Origin of the sequence: Rubrivivax albus, from assembly GCF_004016515.1 — a bacterium.
Taxonomy (GTDB): Bacteria; Pseudomonadota; Gammaproteobacteria; order Burkholderiales; family Burkholderiaceae_C; genus Rubrivivax; species Rubrivivax albus.
Map to the genome: position 1 here is coordinate 183,879 of NZ_SACT01000001.1, position 17,465 is coordinate 201,343.

Consider the following 17,465-nt stretch of genomic DNA (forward strand, 5'->3'; position numbering starts at 1 on the left):
CATCCTGGTGTGCTGCTGGCGCACTCGCCGCAGCGGCGCCTGTGTTCTCCGCAGCAGCGTCAGCCGGCGGGGTGGCGCGTGGGCTGCGTCTCGGGCGGGTGCAGCGCCATGACGAAGCCGCCGGACCGGCCCACGGTCCACTGCCGCTGGGAACCATCCAGCGGCCGGGCCCAGGCCGCTTCCCACGTGCCCAGTTTCAGGACGGTGACGTGGCCGACGGTCCGGATGCCCAGCCGGGCGTGGCTGCGCAGCGATGCCGCGTTGAACCGGTTGATGCGGCTCAGACTCCAGCGCACGCCCTGTGCCGCCAGCGCTGCGTCCACGGCCGCCCACAGCCGCGCCATCGTGCGGGTCGCGCGGTAGGCCGGCTCCACGTAGACGTCGTAGTCCCAGACCGTGCTGGCCGGGTCGGCCATCACATAGCGACCGCGAACCTCGTCCTCGTCGTAACTGGACCTGGCGATCCACACGTAGCCGGCGAACACGCCCTTGACCCAGGCCACGTGGCATTCGTGGCCCGCGCCGAAGCGCTGGGCGATGACGGCGGCCGGGCGCGGGAACCGGGAGACCACCGGGTCGTTCGGGTCGATGCGGCGAACGGTGGTGCCGGGGTCGGGTCGGACCGCCTTCAGTGCCTGGTTGCCGACCGGCTGTGCCACCAGCACGTACGGCACCACACCGGCACGGCTGCCTGCCAGCCGCTGGAGCAGCCGGTGGACCAGATACAGCGCCGCGACGCGGGCACCGCCCAACTCTGCGGCCAGGGCACGCCAGCGCGCGATCACGGCTGCCCCGCGTCTTGCGTGCCGCAGACGCCTTGGAGCCACTGCAGCGTCCGTGCGTCGACCTCGCTGGCGTGCTCCGGTGCGGAGAACGTGTGGTCGGCGTCCGGCAGGTGGCAGGTCGTGGTGGTGGCGCGGCCCAGCACGTCCTGCCATCGCTGCTCGGCCGAGACCGTCTCCAGGAATTCCTTGGCCGTGTAGTCGCGGCCGCTCAGGACGAACAGCATGGGGCCGTCGAACAGCCGAGCCGCGTGCAGCATGCGGTCGGTGAACGGGCTGTCGGGCCCGGGCCGGCTGTTGGCAGCGGACCTGTCAGCGCCACCCGGCCGGGTCATGGCGGTCCGCAGGTTGCCGATCAGTTCAGCCACTGCCTTGGCTGCAACCTGGCCGGAGAGCAGCTTGCGCCAGAACTCGGGCTGCTTCAGGCGGTCTCGGTAGTAGTGCTTGACGTTGGCGCGGGCCAGGGTTTCCGCGGAGCGGACCCACGGGTTCAGAAGCACCAGCCCTGCGACGCGCGCATCGCCAGTGGCGAACAGGTACAGCAGGCTTGCCGATGCGCCGTCGCACAGCCCCCACAACACCACGCGGCGCACTTCGGGACAGTGCCGCTGCAACGTCGAGATGCCGGCCTCGATGTCGTCGTCGAGCTGCGTGAAGTCGCGACGTTCACCACTGGAGTCGCCCATGCCTCGCACATCGAAGCGCAGCGTCGGCACGCCGTTCGAGGCGAGGGTGCGCGCCAGCTGTACGAAGTGCCGGTGGCTTCCAATCCGCACCTGCGGCCCGCCAACGACGATCAGCACAGCAATGTCGCCAAGGGCCTGCTTCTTCGGCACGGCGGCGATGCCGACGAGGCGCTCACCCGCACAGTCGAAGCTCAGGGCTTCCTCCGAGAACGCCCCATGGCCGCTCATGCCGGTCCGCCGCATCGCGCGTTGTTGCGCTCTTCAGGCAGCAGTTGCAGGCTGAGGTCGATCAGCGCGGGTGCCTCCTCGATCTCCACGGTCTGCCAGAAGGGACTTCCCTGCACGGCATGCCAGGCACTGCACCAGCCCGCGTGCGACCAGGCCGCCAGCGCGGTGCGCGCGGCAGGCCCAGGTTCGCCGGCCGGTTGCGTGGCAACTTCGAGCCACAGCATGCGCTGACGGTGTTCCACCGGTGCCGGCCCCGAGCGCGGCGGGTCCAGCGTGGCAGCCTGAAGACCGGCAAGCAGCCCGGGGCTGAGCGTGTACCCGGCCACCTCCACGGGTTGACCCGCTTCGATGCGAGCGCGCAGCGCAGCCATGGCCGTCTTGGACTGCCCGGAGGCCATGTCTGCGGCCGCCTTGATGCGCAGGAACTGTTGCAGCACGGTCTGGCCACGCGTTGCCGGCTGCCAGAGCAAATGATTGGCCTCGAACGGCAGGCGAGCGCCAGTGGCCGCGGACAGCAGCGTGCCGGCGCGAAGCCCCCAGAGCCAGAGAGGCACGCCGGGATGCTGCTGCACCAGCCATTGCGCTGCTTCGCACGCGTCGTCCAGCCATGCATCCCAGGTTGCATCGGCGAAGTCGCCGCTGCTGTCGCCGCAACCCAGGAGATCGATCTGCAGAACGGCCCAACCCGCCGAAGCGAACGAACGCGCCGCGAGGGCTGCCATGCGGCGGCTCTTGTTCATCTCCTCGGCCCAGGGAGGCAGATACAGGAGCGCTCCCAGGGTGGGCACGCCGGCCGGCGGCGTATGGTGAAGGTAGAGCCGCTGCCCGCCAGATGCCGCCGGGCGAAGGAAGGCCTGAAGCGGCGGCGGGGTCATGGCGCGGCGCAACCCATGCCGTCGAGGGACCGCTGCGTTGGCCCGAAGCTCAAGTGCCCGTCTTGGCGGCGACGAAGTCGCGCAGGCTGGCGACCGTCGCGAACGTGTCGCCGCCGATCTCGTCGTCGTCCACGGTGATGTCGAACCGTTCTTCGAGGGACGTGATCAGCGTCACGACCGCCATGCTGTCGAGTTCTGGAATGGCGCCCAGCAGGGCGGTGTTCGCGTCGAACGTGAGGGCGCGGCCGCCTAGGCTGAGCACTTCGTCGAGGATGCGCAGGACTTCGGTCTGGGTGTCCATGGGGTTTCCGGTCGGTGCGCCGGGATGGGGCGCGTACGTTCGATCTGGTCGCGATTCTAGAAACCGTCGCGTATGCGTCCGGGCGCCGCAATGCCGCGGTGTCGTGAGCTTTCTACGTTTTGGCGCGCTCCTGCGCCTGCATCCACTGCTCCAGCATCATCAGGATCCACACCATCTCACCGTAGTAACCGGGGTGGGCCGGCAGGTGGTCCTTCAGCAGGGTGTCGATGAACCTGGCCTGGACGATGCCGCGCTGCTGCAGCGAATGCAGGCTGTCGGCGGCGAACGCCTTCAGGCCGGCGTGACGTGTGGCCCACACGCCGAAGGGCAGGCCGAAGCCCTGCTTCTTCTTGACCAGGATCTCGTCCGGCAGGAAGCCGCGCAGCGCCTCCTTGAAGAACCAGCGCAGCTTCTGCCCCTTGAGCTTGTAGTCGTCCGGCAACTGCAGCGAGAAGTCCACGAGCGCGGCATCCAGCAACGGAAAGCCCACGCCGACGCCGGCCAGCGAGGTGCTGCCACGCACCTTGGGCAGGTCGGCTTCTGCCAGCGTGTAGCGCCAGTCGAAGGCCAGCATGCGGTTCAGGGTGCTCGGGTTGCCGGGCGGGAGTTGCCACACCTGGCGCTGTTGGCGGCTCGTGTCCTGCATGTCCACCCGGGCCAGGAAGTCTGGCGTGAACACCTGTGCGACCCCCATGCGTTGCAGCAGGTTGTACTGCTGCAACCGTTCCGGCAACGGCACCTTGGCCTGCTGCACGTAGCTGCGGCCCTTGCGCGCCAGCGGCAGGGCGCCCAGCGGCGTGCCTTCCAGCAACGGTTCCAGAACGCCGCTGCGCAGCACGGCGGGCACCGCGTCGTAGTAGCCGAAGACGCGCTGCTTGGCATAGCGCGCGTTGCCGCCGAAGAGCTCGTCACCGCCGTCGCCGGCCAGCAGCCGGGTGACGCCGTCCTCGCGCGCCATCCGTGCGCAGTAGTAGGCCGGCAGCACGCTGCTGTTGCCGAAGGGCTGATCGTAATGCGCCGCCACGTCGGGGATGCTGCGCACCAGATCGTCCGGTGTGACGTAGTACTCGTGATGTTCGGTGCCGAAGCGCCTGGCCGCGATGCGGGCGAAGGCCATCTCGTCGTAGCCCTCGGCCTCGAAGCCGATGGAGTAGGTGGCCGCACGCCCGGCCACGTCCTTGAGCATGCCGGCGACGGTGGAACTGTCGGTGCCGCCGCTCAGGAAGCAGGCTGGCTTGCTGCCGTCGAGTTCGGCGGCGACTGCGCTGCGCACACGTTGCCGGAACGCCGCGGCCAGTTCGTCGAAATTCGCCGATGCGGCTGCGGTGAACTGCGGCAGCCAGTAGGGCTCGACGGTGATCTCGCCGTTCTCGAACCAGAGGTAGTGCGCGGGCGGAAGCCGGTGCACGCCGCGGAAGACGGTGCGCGGCGAGGGGATGACGTGGAAGTAGAGGTAGTCGTAGACGGCCTGTGGGTCGATCTCGGCGCGTGGGTGCAGCGCGGCCAGGGTGTCGGCACGCTCGGCGTAGTGGATGCGGTCGCCAATGCGTCGCCAGCACAGGGTCTGCTCGGCGAACCGGTCGACGGCCAGGAACACGCGGCCCTGTGCATCGGTCAGGCCGACCGCGAAGTTCCCCGCGGTGGCTGCCGCTGCGGCAACGGCCTGATCGCGATGGCGGCCCGCGACGGCGGCCTGCCACGCAGCACCTGAGCCTTCGGCTTTCGCCATGTGCGCCAGCCTGGCGTCGGCGAAGCGCGGCACGCCAAGCGCGAAGACGGTGGGCGTCGCCTGCATGGTGGTGGGGGAGTCGACGGGCAGGGTGTCGGACATCGGACCAGTTGCGGCCAATGGCGGCCAGGGCGGCAACGCTCAAGGTGCCGGGGCACCGATGCTAGCGGGGCAGACACGCAGCGTCGGGCCGAGGACCGCGGGCGATGCGCCAAAGTTGCCGAATCGGTGGTTTGTCGGGTGCCCGACAAGGTTCGCGCGGCCTGCGGTCCGGTCAGATTGCGCAACTCCCGGGGCTGTCGGCGGCCGGTCAGTGCCTCCGGACGAAGCCGCCGCGCCGACAATGCGCGGCTGTCGTGTGCGCGCTGCCATCTGGCCGCTCACCCTGGACATGGATGCGAGAACCGTGACGGAAGCTTCACTCCTGCATGAACTGGTGGCCCGTGCCGCCGACCGGGCCGGCGATGCGACAGCCCTCACCGCCGGCGCCAAGACCTGGGCCTACCAGCCGCTGCAGGACGCCGTGCGTTCGGTCTGCGCCGGCTTCGCGGCCCTCGGCCTCGCCCGCACCGACCGCGTCGCCATCTGGCTCGACAAGCGCTTCGAGACCGTCGTCGCAAGCTTTGCCGCCCCCGCAGCGGGCGGCGTGATGGTGCCGATGAACCCGCTGCTGAAGCCGGAGCAGGTGGTCTACATCGCGCGCGACTGCAACGTGCGCATCCTGGTCACCTCGCCCGAGCGGCTGGCCCTGCTGGCACCGGTGCTGCACGAGTGCCCGGATCTGCGCCATGTGGTGGTCACCGAAGGCCCGGCCGAGTTGCCGGCCATGCCGCCCGGCATCGGCCTGCACCGCTGGGCGGACCTGCTGGTCGCGCCACCGCGCGCCGGCCACCGCGTCATCGACACCGACCTCTGCGCCATCCTCTACACCAGCGGCTCCACCGGCCGGCCCAAGGGCGTGGTGCTCAGCCACCGCAACATGGTGGCCGGCGGCAAGAGCGTGGCCAGCTACCTGGGCAACGGCCCGGACGACACCCTGCTGGCCGCGCTGCCGCTGAGCTTCGACGCCGGCTTCAGCCAGCTGACCACCGCCTTCCACGCCGGCGCCCGCGTGGTGCTGCTGAACTACCTGCTGCCGCGCGACGTGCTCAAGGCCATGGCGCGCGAGAAGGTCACCGGCCTGACGGCCGTGCCGCCGTTGTACATCCAGCTCACGGCGCTGGACTGGCCTGCCGAGATTGGCGAGCACCTGCGCTACTTCGCCAACACCGGCGGCCGCATGCCGCGCGAGACGCTCGATGCGCTGCGCGCCCGCGTGCCGAAGGCCCGGCCCTTCCTGATGTACGGCCTGACCGAAGCCTTCCGCAGCACCTACCTGCCGCCGGAGGAGGTGGACCGCCGGCCAGACAGCATCGGCAAGGCCATCCCCAACGCCGAGATCCTGGTGCTGCGCGAGGACGGCAGCGAATGCGGGCCCGACGAGCCGGGCGAACTGGTGCACCGCGGTGCGCTGGTCGGTCAGGGCTACTGGAACGACCCCGAGAAGACGGCCGAGCGCTACAAGCTGCTGGCTCCCGGCCACGGCGGCCGCGTGGCCGGGCTGCAGCTGCCGGAGTACGCGGTGTTCAGCGGCGACACGGTGCGCAAGGACGCCGAGGGCTTCCTGTACTTCGTGGGCCGTCGCGACGAGATGATCAAGACCTCGGGCTACCGCGTCAGCCCCACCGAAGTCGAGGAGATCCTCTACGCCACGAAGCTGGTGGGCGAATGCGTGGCCTTCGGCGTGGACCACCCGCAGCTGGGCCAGGCCATCCAGGTGATTGCCACGCCACCAGCGGGTGCGGATGCGCTGGACGTGCCGGCGCTGCTGGCCGAGTGCAAGCGCCACATGCCCGCCTACATGGTGCCCGCCGGCGTGGAACCCGCGGTGGGCCCGCTGCCGCGCAACCCCAATGGCAAGATCGACCGCAAGCTGCTGTCCACGCAGTGGATGGAGCGGCAGGGCGTTTGACCGTCGCCGAACTCATGACGCATCCTAATGCTTCTTGTTTGATGCGTTGATGCCATGCGAACCACCATCACCTTGGAACCCGACGTCGAACGGCTGTTGCAGCGTGCCGTGCGCGAACGGGGTGTACCGTTCAAACGTGTGGTCAACGACGCCCTGCGGCGGGGCTTGCGCACCGGCGATATGGCGCCGCCCGCGCCGTTCGTGCAGCGTGTCTTCGACGGCGGTGTGCCGCTCGTCGACCTGACGAAGGCCGGCCAGCTGGCGGCCGAACTGGAAGACCAGGCGCTGGCCGCCAAGCTGGCGCGGGGAGGCTGAGCCCCATGTGGCTGCCCGACGTCAACGTGCTGTTGTGCGCCAGCCAGGGCCAAGCGCCCTACCACGCCGTGGCACGCCATCGACGGGAAGCTGCTTTCGGCAGCGGTGCGGCCGTGGGCCTGCCCTGGGTGGCGCTGCTCGGATTCCTTCGCCTGTTCACCAACGGCCGCATCTTCCCGGTGCCGATGCCGGTGGACAAAGCCCTGCGCATGATGGATGGCTGGTTGTCGCACCCGAATGTCATGGTGCTGCACCCGGGGCCGCGCCACGCCGCCTTGCTGGGTGCCCTGCTGATCGGCGTAGGCACCGCCGGCAACCTCACGACCGACGCCCACCTGGCCGCCATCGCCATCGAGCATGGCGCGACGGTGGTGTCCTTCGACCGCGACTTCGCCCGCTTCGCCGGCCTCAGGTTCGAACACCTCCACGCATGACCCCACCCACTTCCGAACCGACACGCTCGGCGCCCGTCCACGCCCCCTCGCAGCATTTCCCCGTCACCCCTGGCGGCGACCTGCTGGTGGGCGGCATCCCGCTCACCCGCCTGGCCGAGCGCGTGGGCAGCACGCCGTTCTACGCCTACAGCCGTGAGCTGCTGCGCCAGCGCGTGACCGAACTGCGCGCCGCGCTGCCGGCGGCGGTGGAACTGCACTACGCGATGAAGGCCAACCCGATGCCGGCGGTGGTGGGTTTCATGGCCGGGCTGGTGAATGGCATCGACGTGGCCTCGGCCGGCGAATTGAAGGTGGCGCTGGACGCCGGTGCGGATCCGAAGGACATCAGCTTCGCCGGCCCCGGCAAGCGCGACGCCGAACTGCGCCAGGCGCTGGCCGCCGGCGTGCTGGTCAACGTGGAAAGCCTGCGCGAACTGCGCGTGCTGGCCGAGTTGCAGCAGGCCCTTGGCCTGTCGGCCCGCGTGGCGCTGCGCGTGAACCCGGACTTCGAGCTCAAGGGCTCGGGCATGAAGATGGGTGGCGGGCCCAAGCAGTTCGGCATCGACGTGGACCAGGTCGGCGCGGCGATGGACCTCGTCCGCGCCGGCGGCCTGGGATTCGAGGGCTTCCACCTGTTTGCCGGTTCGCAGAACCTGCGTGCCGAGAGCATCTGCGAAGCGCAGCGCAAGAGCTACGAGCTGGCGCTGCGCCTGGCCGAGGGTGCGCCCACGCCGGTGAAGTTCCTGAACCTGGGCGGTGGTTTCGGCATCCCGTACTTCCCGGGCGAGCAGCGGCTGGACCTGGCGCCCATCGGGGCCAACCTGGACGACATCTGCGCACGAGCCAAGACGCAACTGCCGCTGGCGGCCATCGTCATCGAGCTGGGGCGCTACTTCGTCGGAGAGGCGGGCCTCTACGTGACGCGCATCGTCGACCGCAAGGTCTCCTGCGGCCAGGTCTTCCTGGTCTGCGACGGCGGGCTGAACCACCACCTGTCGGCCAGCGGCAACTTCGGCCAGGTCATCCGCAAGAACTACCCGGCGACGCTGGTGACGCGTTCCGGTTCGTCGGCCGAAGGCGGTGCGCGCGAGGTGGCGTCGGTGGTCGGCCCGTTGTGCACGCCGCTGGACCTGCTGGCCGACCGCATGAACCTGCCGGTGGCCGAGGTGGGCGACCTGGCCGTGATCTTCCAGTCCGGCGCCTACGGTGCCAGCGCCAGCCCGCAGGCCTTCCTGGGGCACCCGGTGGTGACGGAAGTGCTGGTTTGAACCCCGCGCACCGGGCTACCATCCCGCGCATGCGCATCAGCCCGGAGCAGAGCCGGATCATCGTAGAAGCCACCCGCGACCTGGCCGGGCCGGGCGTGCAGGTGCGGCTCTTCGGCTCGAGGCTGCGCGACGATGTTCAGGGCGGCGACATCGACCTGCTGGTCGAGTCGCCCGTGCCGGTGGACAGGCCGGTCTGGCTGGCTGCGCGGATCACCGCACGCCTGCAACGCCTGCTCGGTGATCGAAAGATCGATGTGCTCGTTCTGGACCCGCGCACGACGCCGGAGCCGGTTCACGCCGTGGCGCTGGCCGAGGGCGTGCGGCTGTCGTGACGGCGCCCGGCCTCGACGCACAGACCACCCGGCTGCGTTTCCTGCTGGAGACGGTGGCGTTGGAGTCCGAACACCTGCGCACCACCGACGGGCGCCTGTTCTCCGTGCCTTTCACGGCGGATCGCGCGAAGGCATTGCGTACCGATGATGACCTCTCGGAGCGGCTGGATGCGTTCGTGGCGCGCTTCTCGCGCCTGCAGGACACCGCAGGGGACAAGCTGTTGCCCGCGCTGCTGGTCCGGCTGGGTGAGCCGGTCGGCAGTGTGCTGGACAACCTGGAGCGGGCGGCGCGACTGGGCCTGCTCGCCGAAGGCAGCGAAGCCTGGCTGGCGGCGAGAGCGCTGCGCAACCGCATGGTGCATGAGTACATCCGCAAGCCCGAGGCCTTGGCCGAGGCCGTCACCGGGGCACACGACGCGGTGCCGATGCTGGTGGCCTTCGCCGAGCGGTGCACGCGATATGCGCGCGAGCGCCGGCTGATCTGACGCTCCGGTGATCCTGCACTGCCTGACGCCCGAACATCCGTGGCGCTCCGCATGCCAGCGCCTGCGGTGACGGAAGCGAGCCGATCGCCATCGCCGATGGGCCGGGGGCTGGCCCTCCTGTGCGCACTGGCCTGCGCTTCGGCAGCGCTCTGGATGTCGGCCCATCACCCGTTGGCGCCCGCGCTTGCAGCGGCCGCGCTCATCCTGCTGGCCGTGCTCGCCGCCTGGCGCCCGCTGTGGATCCCCGTGGCGCTGCTGGCCCTGTTGCCGGTGGCTGGGCTGGCGCCCTGGACCGGCTGGATGCTGGCCGAGGAATTCGACCTGCTGCTGCTGGCGCTGCTGGCCGGCGGCTGGGCCCGGCTGGCCTGGCCCGTGGGCCTGCCGACGCGTCAGCCCGCCACCGACGGTGCGGCGCGCGTGTGGTGGCTGCTGGTGCTGATGGTCGTGGGGCTGACGGCGGTGGGTACCTGGCGCGGCCTGCACGACGCCGGCGCCTGGGACGCCGACGGCTTCGCCTGGGGCTGGTGGCAGGGCTGGCGCGAACCGATGAACGTGCTGCGCACCGTCAAGCCGCTGGCCTGGGCGCTGCTGGCCTGGCCGCTGTGGCAGGCCTTGCAGGCCAGGGCCCCGGAGGCCGCTGCGCGCGTCGTGGGCCACGGCGCCTGGGCGGGCCTGGCCGTGGTGGCCGCCGTGGCCACCTGGGAGCGCTGGGCCTGGCCCGGCCTGACCAACTTCAGCACCGACTACCGCACCACCGCGCTGTTCTGGGAAGCCCACATCGGCGGCGCGGCGCTGGACGGCTTCCTGGCCCTGACCCTGCCGTTCGGGCTGTGGGCCGCTGCGGCGACGCACGGGCGGCGTGCGGTGCTGCTGTCGGTGGGCGTGCTGTGCCTGGCGGGTTATGCGGTACTCACCACGTTCTCGCGCGGCCTGTACGCCGGCGCGCTGGCGGGCGTGGTCGTCTGGTGGCTGATGACGCCGCGCGTGCCCGCCGCGGCGGGTGGGCCGTCCACCGGCCCTGGCGTGCTGCTGGGCTGGGTGGCGGTGTTCGGTGTGGCGGCGGCGCTGGCCTTCTCTGGCAGCGGCTGGCGCGGGCTGGCGGCGCTGTACGGCCTGATGCTGCTGCTCTTCTGGCACTGGCAGCAGGACCCGGCGCAGGAGCACGGCGGGCCGTCGGCGGGCCGGGCCGCGGGCGTCGTGGCGGTGGGGGCCGTGCTGGGGGCCCTGGCCGCGGCGCTGGCGCTGGCGCTGCCCGGTGCGCTGAAGGCACCATACGTGCTCTACGCGGTGTGCGCCCTGGCCTGCGCCGCCGCCTGGAGCGCGCCGGGCCGCCGGCAGACGGGCGCCTGGGCCGCACCGTTGGGCTGGGCGGCGTGGGCAGCGGCCGCGGTGGCGGCGCTGGGCGTGGCGTTGCACTGGGGCGAAAGCGCAGCGCGCTGGGGCATGGCCGCCAGCGTGCTGCTGTTGGCTGCCGCGGCGGCCTGCGGCGCGGCCTGGCCGCGCTGGCGCGGGGCGCCGGGCGGCCGCTGGCGCGGGTCGGCCCTGGGCGCGATGGCGGTGGCCGGCATGGTGGTGGGGTCCTTTGCGGGCGGCAGCTACCTGGAAGGTCGGCTGGCGACGGCCGGGGAGGACTGGCAGGGGCGGCTGCACCACTGGCAGCGCAGCCTGTCGCTGGCGCAGGACGAGGCGTCCAACTGGTGGGGCATCGGGCCGGGGCGCTTCGCAGCGCATTTCGCCCTCAGCGGCGAGGCCACCGACCAGGTCGGCGACTACCGCTGGCAGGCGGGACCTGATGGCGGCGGCACGCTGGTGCTCACCGGCGGCAAACACACGCTGGGCTTCGGCGAACTGTTCCGCCTGTCGCAGCGCATCGCTGCGCCCGAGGGTGCCGTGCGCGTGCGCTGGCGCGCCGAGGCGCCGGCGCCGGTGCGCCTGCACGTGGAGATCTGCAGCAAGCACCTGCTCTACGACGCCGGTTGTCGCACGGCCCAGGCCCCGGTGGGCGGCACGGCGCGCGAACCGCAGCCCGGTTGGCACACCGGCGAACTGACCTTGAAGGCGGCGCCGGGCTGGCAGTCGCCGGTGTTTTCGGTGGCGCTGGACACGCGGGGCGGGTGGATCCGCCTGGACGAGATCGAAGTCACCGACAGCCTGGGCCGCCGCCTGCTGCACAACGGCGGCTTCGACGATGGTCTGGCGCGCTGGCTGCCGTCCAGCGACCGCCACCACCTGCCCTGGCACGCCAAGAACCTGGGCCTGCACCTGCGCGTGGAGCAGGGCTGGCTGGGGCTGTTGGGGTTCGCGGCGCTGCTGGTGTTCGCCGTGGCCCGGCTGACGCTGGGCCGTGCCCGCCGCCACCCGCTGACGCCACCGTTGCTGGCAGGCATCGTCGGTTTCTTGATCGTGGGCGCCTTCGACAGCCTGCTGGACATTCCGCGCGTGGCGTTTGCGTTCCTGTGGCTGCTCGGGTTGGCGGCCACGCTGCGATCACCCGCCCCTGCCGCGGCGGTACCGCGGCCGGCGTCCACGGCGCGGTCAGCCTCGCGATGACCGGTGGGCTGCGCGCCAGGCTGCCAGCCCCCACCCCAGCCCCAGCACGATCAGCGCCGGCGTCACGTCGGCCGTGCGCGACGGCATCCAGCACTGCACCGCCTCCACCGCCAGTGCCAGCGCGGCACAGACGGCGGTGGCCGGCGCCAGCGGCCAGCCGCCCTGGCGGGCGAACCACAGGGCGCAGCCCCACAGCCAGGCGTCGCGCGCCAGGGCCTGGGCATTGCCCAGCATCGAGCCGCCCAGCAGGGCCTCGAACGGCAGCCAGTGCAGGGCCTGCACCGGCTGCGGTTGGAGGTCGAACGGCGCCAGGCCGCCGAGCACCTGCAGCGTGCCGAGCGCCACGGCCGTGGCACGCGGATGGCGCCAGAGGCCCAGCGCCAAGCCGATGCCGAGCAGGCCGCCGAGCACGCCGCCGGCGCTGAAGCGGCTGCCCGGCACCAGCGCCTGACCCAGCACCACCACCAGGCCGGCCGCGACGATGGCGCTGACCGGTGTGCGGCCTGGCCCGTGGGATGTGGTCGGCCCGCCGAGCAGCCACGCGGCGCCGCAGCCGGCCACCAGCGTCAGCCCGGCCATCATCGCGGCCTCAGGCCCCTGCCAGGCGCCCAGCTCCGTCAGCCGGGCCCAGTGCCACTGCAACCGCGCCGGGTCGAGGCTCGGCCACCAGGGCAGCCACGCGGCCCCTGCGCTGCCGGCCAGCAGCGCCCACGCAGCGGTGCCGGCCTGGCCGGCCCGCCGCGGCACTATGCCCGACGCAGCCCAACCCAGCCCGGCGCCGACGAGGTTCCACACCACGTCGGCCCAGCGCGGGTCCCGGTGCGCCTCGAAGAACTGCCCAGCCTGCGCCAGCAACGCCAGCCCGGCGCCGCCCAGCAGGACCCAGGCCCAGGGGCGGCCACGGCGGGCCGTGGCGGCCATGGCCGCAGCCAACCCCCAGGGCAGGAACAGGACCACGTTGCCCAGCAAGTCCTCACGGCTGGTCCAGAGATCCAGGTTGGTGAGCGCCCACAGCGCCTCGTCCGGATGCGGGTGGATCCAGTGGAACGGAAACCAGCTGCCGTAGAGGATGAGCGCGGCCACGACCCCGCTCGTCCACGCCCAGGCGCCGGACTCGGCGCGGGGCGCGGCGTCGGCTGGCGGCGGCGCGGGGGGCAGGGCAGGGGTCACGGCGCCCGGATTCTCCCCGTGCGTGCCGGCATGCAACCCCACACATCGCTTTACATCGCGAAATCCGGGCGAACCCGGAGGGTCGAGGACCCCATGACACAATCCTCGGACCTGTCCATCACCGCGGGCCGCCGGGCCTGCACCCGCCCGGTTTGCCTTCCGACGCCCTGATTGAGATCGACCGCGTCACGTTCGGCTACGACGAACGCCGCACCATCCTCAACGACGTGTCGCTGCGCTTCATGCGTGGCAAGGTCACGGCGGTGTTGGGCGGCTCGGGCTGCGGCAAGACGACGCTGCTGCGCCTGATCGGCGGCGTGCACGCGCCGAACAGCGGCCGCGTGGTCTTCGACGGCCAGGTGCTCGACATCCGCGACAAGGCGCAGATGCACGGCGTGCGCCGGCGGCTGGGCATGCTGTTCCAGTTCGGCGCCCTGTTCACCGACCTCAGCGTGTTCGACAACGTGGCTTTCCCGCTGCGCGAGCACACCGACCTGCCCGAGGCGATGATCCGCGACATCGTGCTGATGAAGCTCAACGCGGTGGGGCTGCGCGGTGCGGCGGGGCTGAGGATCTCCGAGGTCTCCGGCGGTATGGCACGGCGCATCGCGCTGGCGCGCGCCATCGCGCTGGATCCGGAGCTGATCATGTACGACGAGCCTTTCGCCGGGCTGGACCTGATCAGCATGGGGGTGGCCGCGCAGCTGATCCGCACGCTCAACGACGCCACCGGCGCCACGTCGCTGGTGATCTCGCACGACGTGCCGGAGTGCATGGCCATCAGCGACTGGGTGGTGCTGATGGCCACCGGCGGCCGCATCGTGGCCCAGGGCACGCCGAAGGATCTGATGGACTCCACCGACCCCGAGGTGCGCCAGTTCGTCCGTGGCGAACCCGACGGGCCGGTGAAGTTCCACTACCCGGCGCCGGAACTGGCCGACGACTTCGGGGTGCGGCCGTGATCAACCTCGTCGCTGGCCTCGGTGCCCGCACGCTGGCCATGCTGCAGGGCCTCGGCCATGCGGCGGTGTTCTTCCTGGACCTGCTGCGCGTGCTGCCCGGGGCGCTGCGGCGGTTCTACCTGGTGGTGCACCAGATCCACGCCATCGGCAACCGCTCGCTGCTGATCATCCTGGCGTCGGGGCTGGCGGTGGGTTTCGTGCTGGCGCTGCAGATGTACTACGCGCTGGTCACGTATGGCGCCACCGAGAGCCTGGGCCTGATCGTCAACCTGTCGCTGGTGCGCGAACTCGGCCCGGTGGTGACGGCGCTGCTGTTCGCCGGCCGCGCCGGCACCTCGCTGACCGCCGAGATCGGCCTGATGAAGGCCGGCGAGCAGCTGGCGGCGATGGAGCTGATGGCGGTGGACCCGCGCCAGCGTGTGCTGGCGCCGCGCTTCATCGGCGGCATCGTCGCCATGCCCCTGCTGGCGGCGATGTTCTCCGCGGTGGGCATCCTCGGGGCCTGGGTGGTGGCCGTGGGGCTGATCGGCGTGGACGGCGGCAACTTCTGGTCGATCATGCAGAGCGGCGTGGACGTCTGGCGCGACGTGGGCAACGGCATCGTCAAGGCCGCGGTGTTCGGCGTCATCTGCACGGCCGTGGCGCTGTACCAGGGCTACGAGACCGAGGCCACGCCCGAAGGCGTGGCCTATGCGACGACGCGCACCGTGGTGATCGCTTCGCTGGGCGTGCTGGGCATGGACTTCGTGCTCACGGCGCTGATGTTCTCCACGCCGTAAGGACGTCGGCCAACAAGGGACAAAGGAAACATGGGACGCAAAGGCATCGAAACCCTGGTCGGCTTCTTCGTGCTGCTGGGCCTGCTGGCGCTGGTCTTCCTGGCCTTCCGCGCGGCCAATCTGGGCAACTTCAACGGTGGGGCCACCTACACGGTGACGGCCAAGTTCCAGAACATCGGCGGCCTGAAGCCGCGGGCGCCGGTGCGCAGCGCCGGGGTGAAGGTGGGCAGTGTCACGTCCATCGGCCTCGATCCCGTCACGTATGAAGGCGTGGTCACGATGAAGCTCCAGCAGGACTTCAAGTTCCCGAAGGACACGGCCGCCAAGATCCTGACCTCCGGCCTGCTGGGCGACCAGTACATCGGCCTCGAGCCCGGCCCGGCCGAGGAGATGGTGGCCGACGGCGGCCGCTTCTCGCAGACGCAGTCGGCCGTGGTGCTGGAGAACCTGATCGGCCAGTTCCTGGCCAACTCGGCCGAGAAGGCGGGGAGCGGGCAGTGAGGCCGCGCGCCAACCTGACGTCGCGCGCGCTGCCGCTGTGCCTGGCGCTGGCGCTGCTGTCCACGGCCGCGGCGGCCCAGGATGACGGCAACCCGGCCGACCCGTTCGAGGGCTTCAACCGCGGCGTTCAGGCCTTCAACGACGGTGTGGACAACGCGGTGCTCAAGCCCGTGGCCACCACCTACCGAGACGTGGTGCCGCAGTTCGCGCGCACGGCCATCGGCAACTTCTTCGGCAACCTGGGCGACGGCTGGTCGGCGGTGAACCACCTGCTGCAGGGCAAGCTGGAGCCGGCGCTGAACATGACGCTGCGCATGGCGGTGAACACCACCTTCGGCCTGGGCGGCCTGCTGGACGTGGCTGGCGAAGCGGGCCTGGAGCGCCAGAGCGAGGATTTCGGCCAGACGCTGGGCGTGTGGGGCGTGCCCCCAGGGCCGTACCTGGTGCTGCCGTTGTTCGGGCCTTCCACGCTGCGCGACACCACCGGCCGCGTGGTGGACATGCAGCCGGAAACCGCGCCGCGCTACACGCAGGACGAAGCCGTGCGCAACGGCGCGCTGGCGCTCAACGTGGTCGACACGCGCGCCAGCCTGCTCGGTGCCACGCGCTTGCTGGACGACATTGCGCTGGACCGCTACAGCTTCATCCGCGACGCCTACCTGGCGCGCCGGCTGAACCAGGTCTACGACGGGAATCCCCCGGAAGAGCGGTTCGACGAGCCGAAGTGAACCGGTAGGGGGCGTTCAGCGTTGAGGCCTGGAACACAATTGCAGCCTGTGCCTGCCATGGACCCTGCCGACATCCTTCATCAGCGGCGCGACGACGTGAAACGCGTCGTGGCTGCACATCGCGCCAGCAATCCGCGTGTCTTCGGGTCCGTGGCATCGGGGGCCGCTCATGGTGACAGCGACGTCGACCTGCTGGTGGACCCGACGCCGGAGACCACGTTGATGGACATCGGCGCCATACGCCATGCGCTGCAGCAGTTGTTGGGCGTGCCGGTCGATGTGGTGACACCGGGTGCCCTGCCATTGGCGTTCAGAGACGAAGTCCTCGAACAGGCGCGACCACTTTGACGGCCCATCCGAATCGTCTCAAGGACTATCTCGGGCATGTCGTCACGGCCATCGAGCGCATCGAGCGCTACACCGGCGACATGACAGAACCCGTGTTTCTTGACGACGAGCGAACCCAGGATGCTGTCGTCCGCAATCTGGAGATCATTGGTGAAGCCAGCCGCAACATCGAGCGGCATGCCCCTGAGTTTGCGGCTGCCCATCCGGAACTCCCGTTGGCCGCCGCGTATCAGATGCGCAACGCCGTGGCGCATGGCTACTTCAAGGTTGACCTGCCCGTCGTCTGGCGCACCGTGCGCAACGACTTGCCTGCGCTGAAGGCGCATGTCCTGGCGGCTGCGGCCGGTCTCGACCTCTTCTAGAAGGAACCTACCCTGATGCTGAAGAAACTCCTCGCGACCCTGGTGTTCTCTGTGACGACACTGGGCACCGCGTTCGCCGCCGTGGCGCCCGATGCCCTGGTGCGCGACCTCTCCAACGAGGTCATCGACGCCGTGAAGGCCGACCCGGCCATCCAGGCCGGCGACGTGGGCAAGGTCATCGCGCTGGTGGACGCCAAGGTGCTGCCCTACCTGAACTTCCCGCGCATGACGGCCTCGGCCGTGGGCCTGCCGTGGCGCCAGGCCACGCCGGAGCAGAAAGAGAAGCTGCAGGCCGAGTTCAAGCTGCTGCTGGTGCGCACCTACGCAGGTGCGCTGGCACAGGTGAAGGAGCAGACGGTGCAGATGAAGCCGTTCCGCGCCAACCCCGACGACACCGAGGTGCTGGTGCGTACCGAGGTCAAGGGCAAGGGCGAGCCCATCCAGCTCGACTACCGGCTCGAGAAGGCCGGCGACAGCTGGAAGATCTACGACGTCAACGTGCTCGGCATCTGGCTGGTGAACCAGTACAAGAACAGCTTCGGCCAGGAGATCAAGGCCGGCGGCATCGACGGCCTGATCGCCAAGCTGGCCGAGCGCAACAAGGCGGCGGGCAAGTGAG

Annotated in this window: 20 protein-coding genes; 14 read left to right on the forward strand and 6 right to left on the reverse strand. The window is 70.7% G+C overall.

Annotation, left to right across the window (positions count from 1 at the left end; translation table 11 throughout):
• Positions 1–59: 59 nt before the first annotated feature.
• The 5 genes from ENE75_RS00765 to ENE75_RS00785 all read right to left on the reverse strand — a co-directional run bounded on the left by ENE75_RS00765 (position 60) and on the right by ENE75_RS00785 (position 4,703).
• Entirely contained in the window at positions 60–785 is a 726-nt protein-coding gene (locus ENE75_RS00765; protein WP_128194641.1) for a GNAT family N-acetyltransferase, read from the reverse strand.
• Positions 782–1,711: a hydrolase 1, exosortase A system-associated gene (locus tag ENE75_RS00770; protein WP_128194643.1), complete on the reverse strand. Its 930-nt coding sequence runs from the start codon at positions 1,709–1,711 to the stop codon at positions 782–784. Before ENE75_RS00770 ends, ENE75_RS00765 begins: the two co-directional genes overlap by 4 nt.
• Positions 1,693–2,571 carry a hydrolase 2, exosortase A system-associated gene (locus ENE75_RS00775; RefSeq protein WP_128194645.1) on the reverse strand — a complete coding sequence of 293 codons (879 nt, stop codon included), beginning with the start codon at positions 2,569–2,571 and terminating at the stop codon, positions 1,693–1,695. The genes ENE75_RS00770 and ENE75_RS00775 overlap by 19 nt, the downstream gene beginning before the upstream one ends.
• 49 nt (positions 2,572–2,620) lie before the next feature.
• Entirely contained in the window at positions 2,621–2,872 is a 252-nt protein-coding gene (locus ENE75_RS00780) for an acyl carrier protein (protein ID WP_128194647.1), read from the reverse strand.
• A 112-nt stretch (positions 2,873–2,984) separates the two neighbouring features.
• Positions 2,985–4,703 carry an asparagine synthetase B family protein gene (locus ENE75_RS00785; protein ID WP_233258869.1) on the reverse strand — a complete coding sequence of 573 codons (1,719 nt, stop codon included), beginning with the start codon at positions 4,701–4,703 and terminating at the stop codon, positions 2,985–2,987.
• 289 nt (positions 4,704–4,992) lie between these two features.
• Here ENE75_RS00785 and ENE75_RS00790 point away from each other — a divergent pair, with 289 nt between their 5' ends.
• From ENE75_RS00790 to ENE75_RS00820, 7 genes are all read left to right on the forward strand, one after another.
• Complete coding sequence (locus ENE75_RS00790; protein WP_128194649.1) at positions 4,993–6,612, forward strand: acyl-CoA ligase (AMP-forming), exosortase A system-associated; 1,620 nt, start codon at positions 4,993–4,995, stop codon at positions 6,610–6,612.
• A 72-nt stretch (positions 6,613–6,684) separates the two neighbouring features.
• Entirely contained in the window at positions 6,685–6,927 is a 243-nt protein-coding gene (locus tag ENE75_RS00795) for a hypothetical protein (RefSeq protein WP_233258870.1), read from the forward strand.
• A 5-nt stretch (positions 6,928–6,932) separates the two neighbouring features.
• The gene (locus ENE75_RS00800) at positions 6,933–7,361 is read left to right on the forward strand and encodes a TA system VapC family ribonuclease toxin (RefSeq protein WP_128194655.1); all 429 of its coding nucleotides are present in this window, start codon (positions 6,933–6,935) and stop codon (positions 7,359–7,361) included.
• Positions 7,358–8,629: a pyridoxal-dependent decarboxylase, exosortase A system-associated gene (locus tag ENE75_RS00805; RefSeq protein ID WP_128194657.1), complete on the forward strand. Its 1,272-nt coding sequence runs from the start codon at positions 7,358–7,360 to the stop codon at positions 8,627–8,629. Before ENE75_RS00800 ends, ENE75_RS00805 begins: the two co-directional genes overlap by 4 nt.
• Positions 8,630–8,658: 29 nt before the next feature.
• Entirely contained in the window at positions 8,659–8,961 is a 303-nt protein-coding gene (locus tag ENE75_RS00810; RefSeq protein WP_128194660.1) for a nucleotidyltransferase domain-containing protein, read from the forward strand.
• Positions 8,958–9,446, forward strand: coding sequence for a hypothetical protein (locus tag ENE75_RS00815; RefSeq protein WP_128194662.1), 489 nt, complete (start codon positions 8,958–8,960; stop codon positions 9,444–9,446). The genes ENE75_RS00810 and ENE75_RS00815 overlap by 4 nt, the downstream gene beginning before the upstream one ends.
• Positions 9,447–9,599: 153 nt before the next feature.
• The gene (locus tag ENE75_RS00820; RefSeq protein WP_128194665.1) at positions 9,600–11,996 is read left to right on the forward strand and encodes a hypothetical protein; all 2,397 of its coding nucleotides are present in this window, start codon (positions 9,600–9,602) and stop codon (positions 11,994–11,996) included.
• On the opposite strand, the gene ENE75_RS00825 is transcribed toward ENE75_RS00820, so the two are convergent.
• Complete coding sequence (locus ENE75_RS00825; protein WP_158288822.1) at positions 11,982–13,166, reverse strand: VanZ family protein; 1,185 nt, start codon at positions 13,164–13,166, stop codon at positions 11,982–11,984. The two genes, ENE75_RS00820 and ENE75_RS00825, sit on opposite strands and share 15 nt — an antisense overlap.
• 152 nt (positions 13,167–13,318) lie before the next feature.
• On the opposite strand from ENE75_RS00825, the gene ENE75_RS00830 reads away from it, so the two are divergent.
• The 7 genes from ENE75_RS00830 to ENE75_RS00860 are packed head-to-tail and all read left to right on the forward strand — an operon-like array spanning position 13,319 to position 17,464.
• On the forward strand, positions 13,319–14,128 hold the full coding sequence (locus tag ENE75_RS00830) for an ABC transporter ATP-binding protein (RefSeq protein ID WP_128194669.1): 810 nt from the start codon (positions 13,319–13,321) through the stop codon (positions 14,126–14,128).
• A complete protein-coding gene (mlaE, locus tag ENE75_RS00835; protein ID WP_128196667.1) occupies positions 14,128–14,907 on the forward strand; it encodes a lipid asymmetry maintenance ABC transporter permease subunit MlaE in 780 nt (259 codons plus the stop codon). Before ENE75_RS00830 ends, mlaE begins: the two co-directional genes overlap by 1 nt.
• A 30-nt stretch (positions 14,908–14,937) precedes the next feature.
• Positions 14,938–15,408 (forward strand): outer membrane lipid asymmetry maintenance protein MlaD, encoded by a 471-nt coding sequence (gene mlaD / locus ENE75_RS00840; RefSeq protein ID WP_128194671.1) that lies wholly within the window; start codon positions 14,938–14,940, stop codon positions 15,406–15,408.
• Positions 15,405–16,136, forward strand: a complete 732-nt coding sequence (locus tag ENE75_RS00845) for an MlaA family lipoprotein (RefSeq protein ID WP_128194673.1) — start codon at positions 15,405–15,407, stop codon at positions 16,134–16,136. Before mlaD ends, ENE75_RS00845 begins: the two co-directional genes overlap by 4 nt.
• A gap of 57 nt (positions 16,137–16,193) precedes the next feature.
• Positions 16,194–16,484 (forward strand): nucleotidyltransferase family protein, encoded by a 291-nt coding sequence (locus tag ENE75_RS00850; RefSeq protein WP_128194674.1) that lies wholly within the window; start codon positions 16,194–16,196, stop codon positions 16,482–16,484.
• A complete protein-coding gene (locus ENE75_RS00855; protein ID WP_128194676.1) occupies positions 16,481–16,846 on the forward strand; it encodes a HepT-like ribonuclease domain-containing protein in 366 nt (121 codons plus the stop codon). The genes ENE75_RS00850 and ENE75_RS00855 overlap by 4 nt, the downstream gene beginning before the upstream one ends.
• Positions 16,847–16,861: 15 nt before the next feature.
• Positions 16,862–17,464, forward strand: a complete 603-nt coding sequence (locus ENE75_RS00860; protein ID WP_128194678.1) for an MlaC/ttg2D family ABC transporter substrate-binding protein — start codon at positions 16,862–16,864, stop codon at positions 17,462–17,464.
• Position 17,465 lies beyond the last annotated feature (1 nt).

Coding starts and splice junctions, on each gene's coding strand:
- ENE75_RS00860 (WP_128194678.1), top strand. CDS start 16,862: ATGCTGAAGAAACTCCTCGCGACCCTGGTGTTCTCTGTGACGACACTG.
- ENE75_RS00805 (WP_128194657.1), top strand. CDS start 7,358: ATGACCCCACCCACTTCCGAACCGACACGCTCGGCGCCCGTCCACGCC.
- ENE75_RS00810 (WP_128194660.1), top strand. CDS start 8,659: ATGCGCATCAGCCCGGAGCAGAGCCGGATCATCGTAGAAGCCACCCGC.
- ENE75_RS00770 (WP_128194643.1), bottom strand. CDS start 1,711: ATGCGGCGGACCGGCATGAGCGGCCATGGGGCGTTCTCGGAGGAAGCC.
- ENE75_RS00780 (WP_128194647.1), bottom strand. CDS start 2,872: ATGGACACCCAGACCGAAGTCCTGCGCATCCTCGACGAAGTGCTCAGC.
- ENE75_RS00785 (WP_233258869.1), bottom strand. CDS start 4,703: ATGTCCGACACCCTGCCCGTCGACTCCCCCACCACCATGCAGGCGACG.
- ENE75_RS00790 (WP_128194649.1), top strand. CDS start 4,993: ATGGATGCGAGAACCGTGACGGAAGCTTCACTCCTGCATGAACTGGTG.
- ENE75_RS00850 (WP_128194674.1), top strand. CDS start 16,194: ATGGACCCTGCCGACATCCTTCATCAGCGGCGCGACGACGTGAAACGC.
- ENE75_RS00800 (WP_128194655.1), top strand. CDS start 6,933: ATGTGGCTGCCCGACGTCAACGTGCTGTTGTGCGCCAGCCAGGGCCAA.
- ENE75_RS00820 (WP_128194665.1), top strand. CDS start 9,600: ATGTCGGCCCATCACCCGTTGGCGCCCGCGCTTGCAGCGGCCGCGCTC.
- mlaD (WP_128194671.1), top strand. CDS start 14,938: ATGGGACGCAAAGGCATCGAAACCCTGGTCGGCTTCTTCGTGCTGCTG.
- ENE75_RS00775 (WP_128194645.1), bottom strand. CDS start 2,571: ATGACCCCGCCGCCGCTTCAGGCCTTCCTTCGCCCGGCGGCATCTGGC.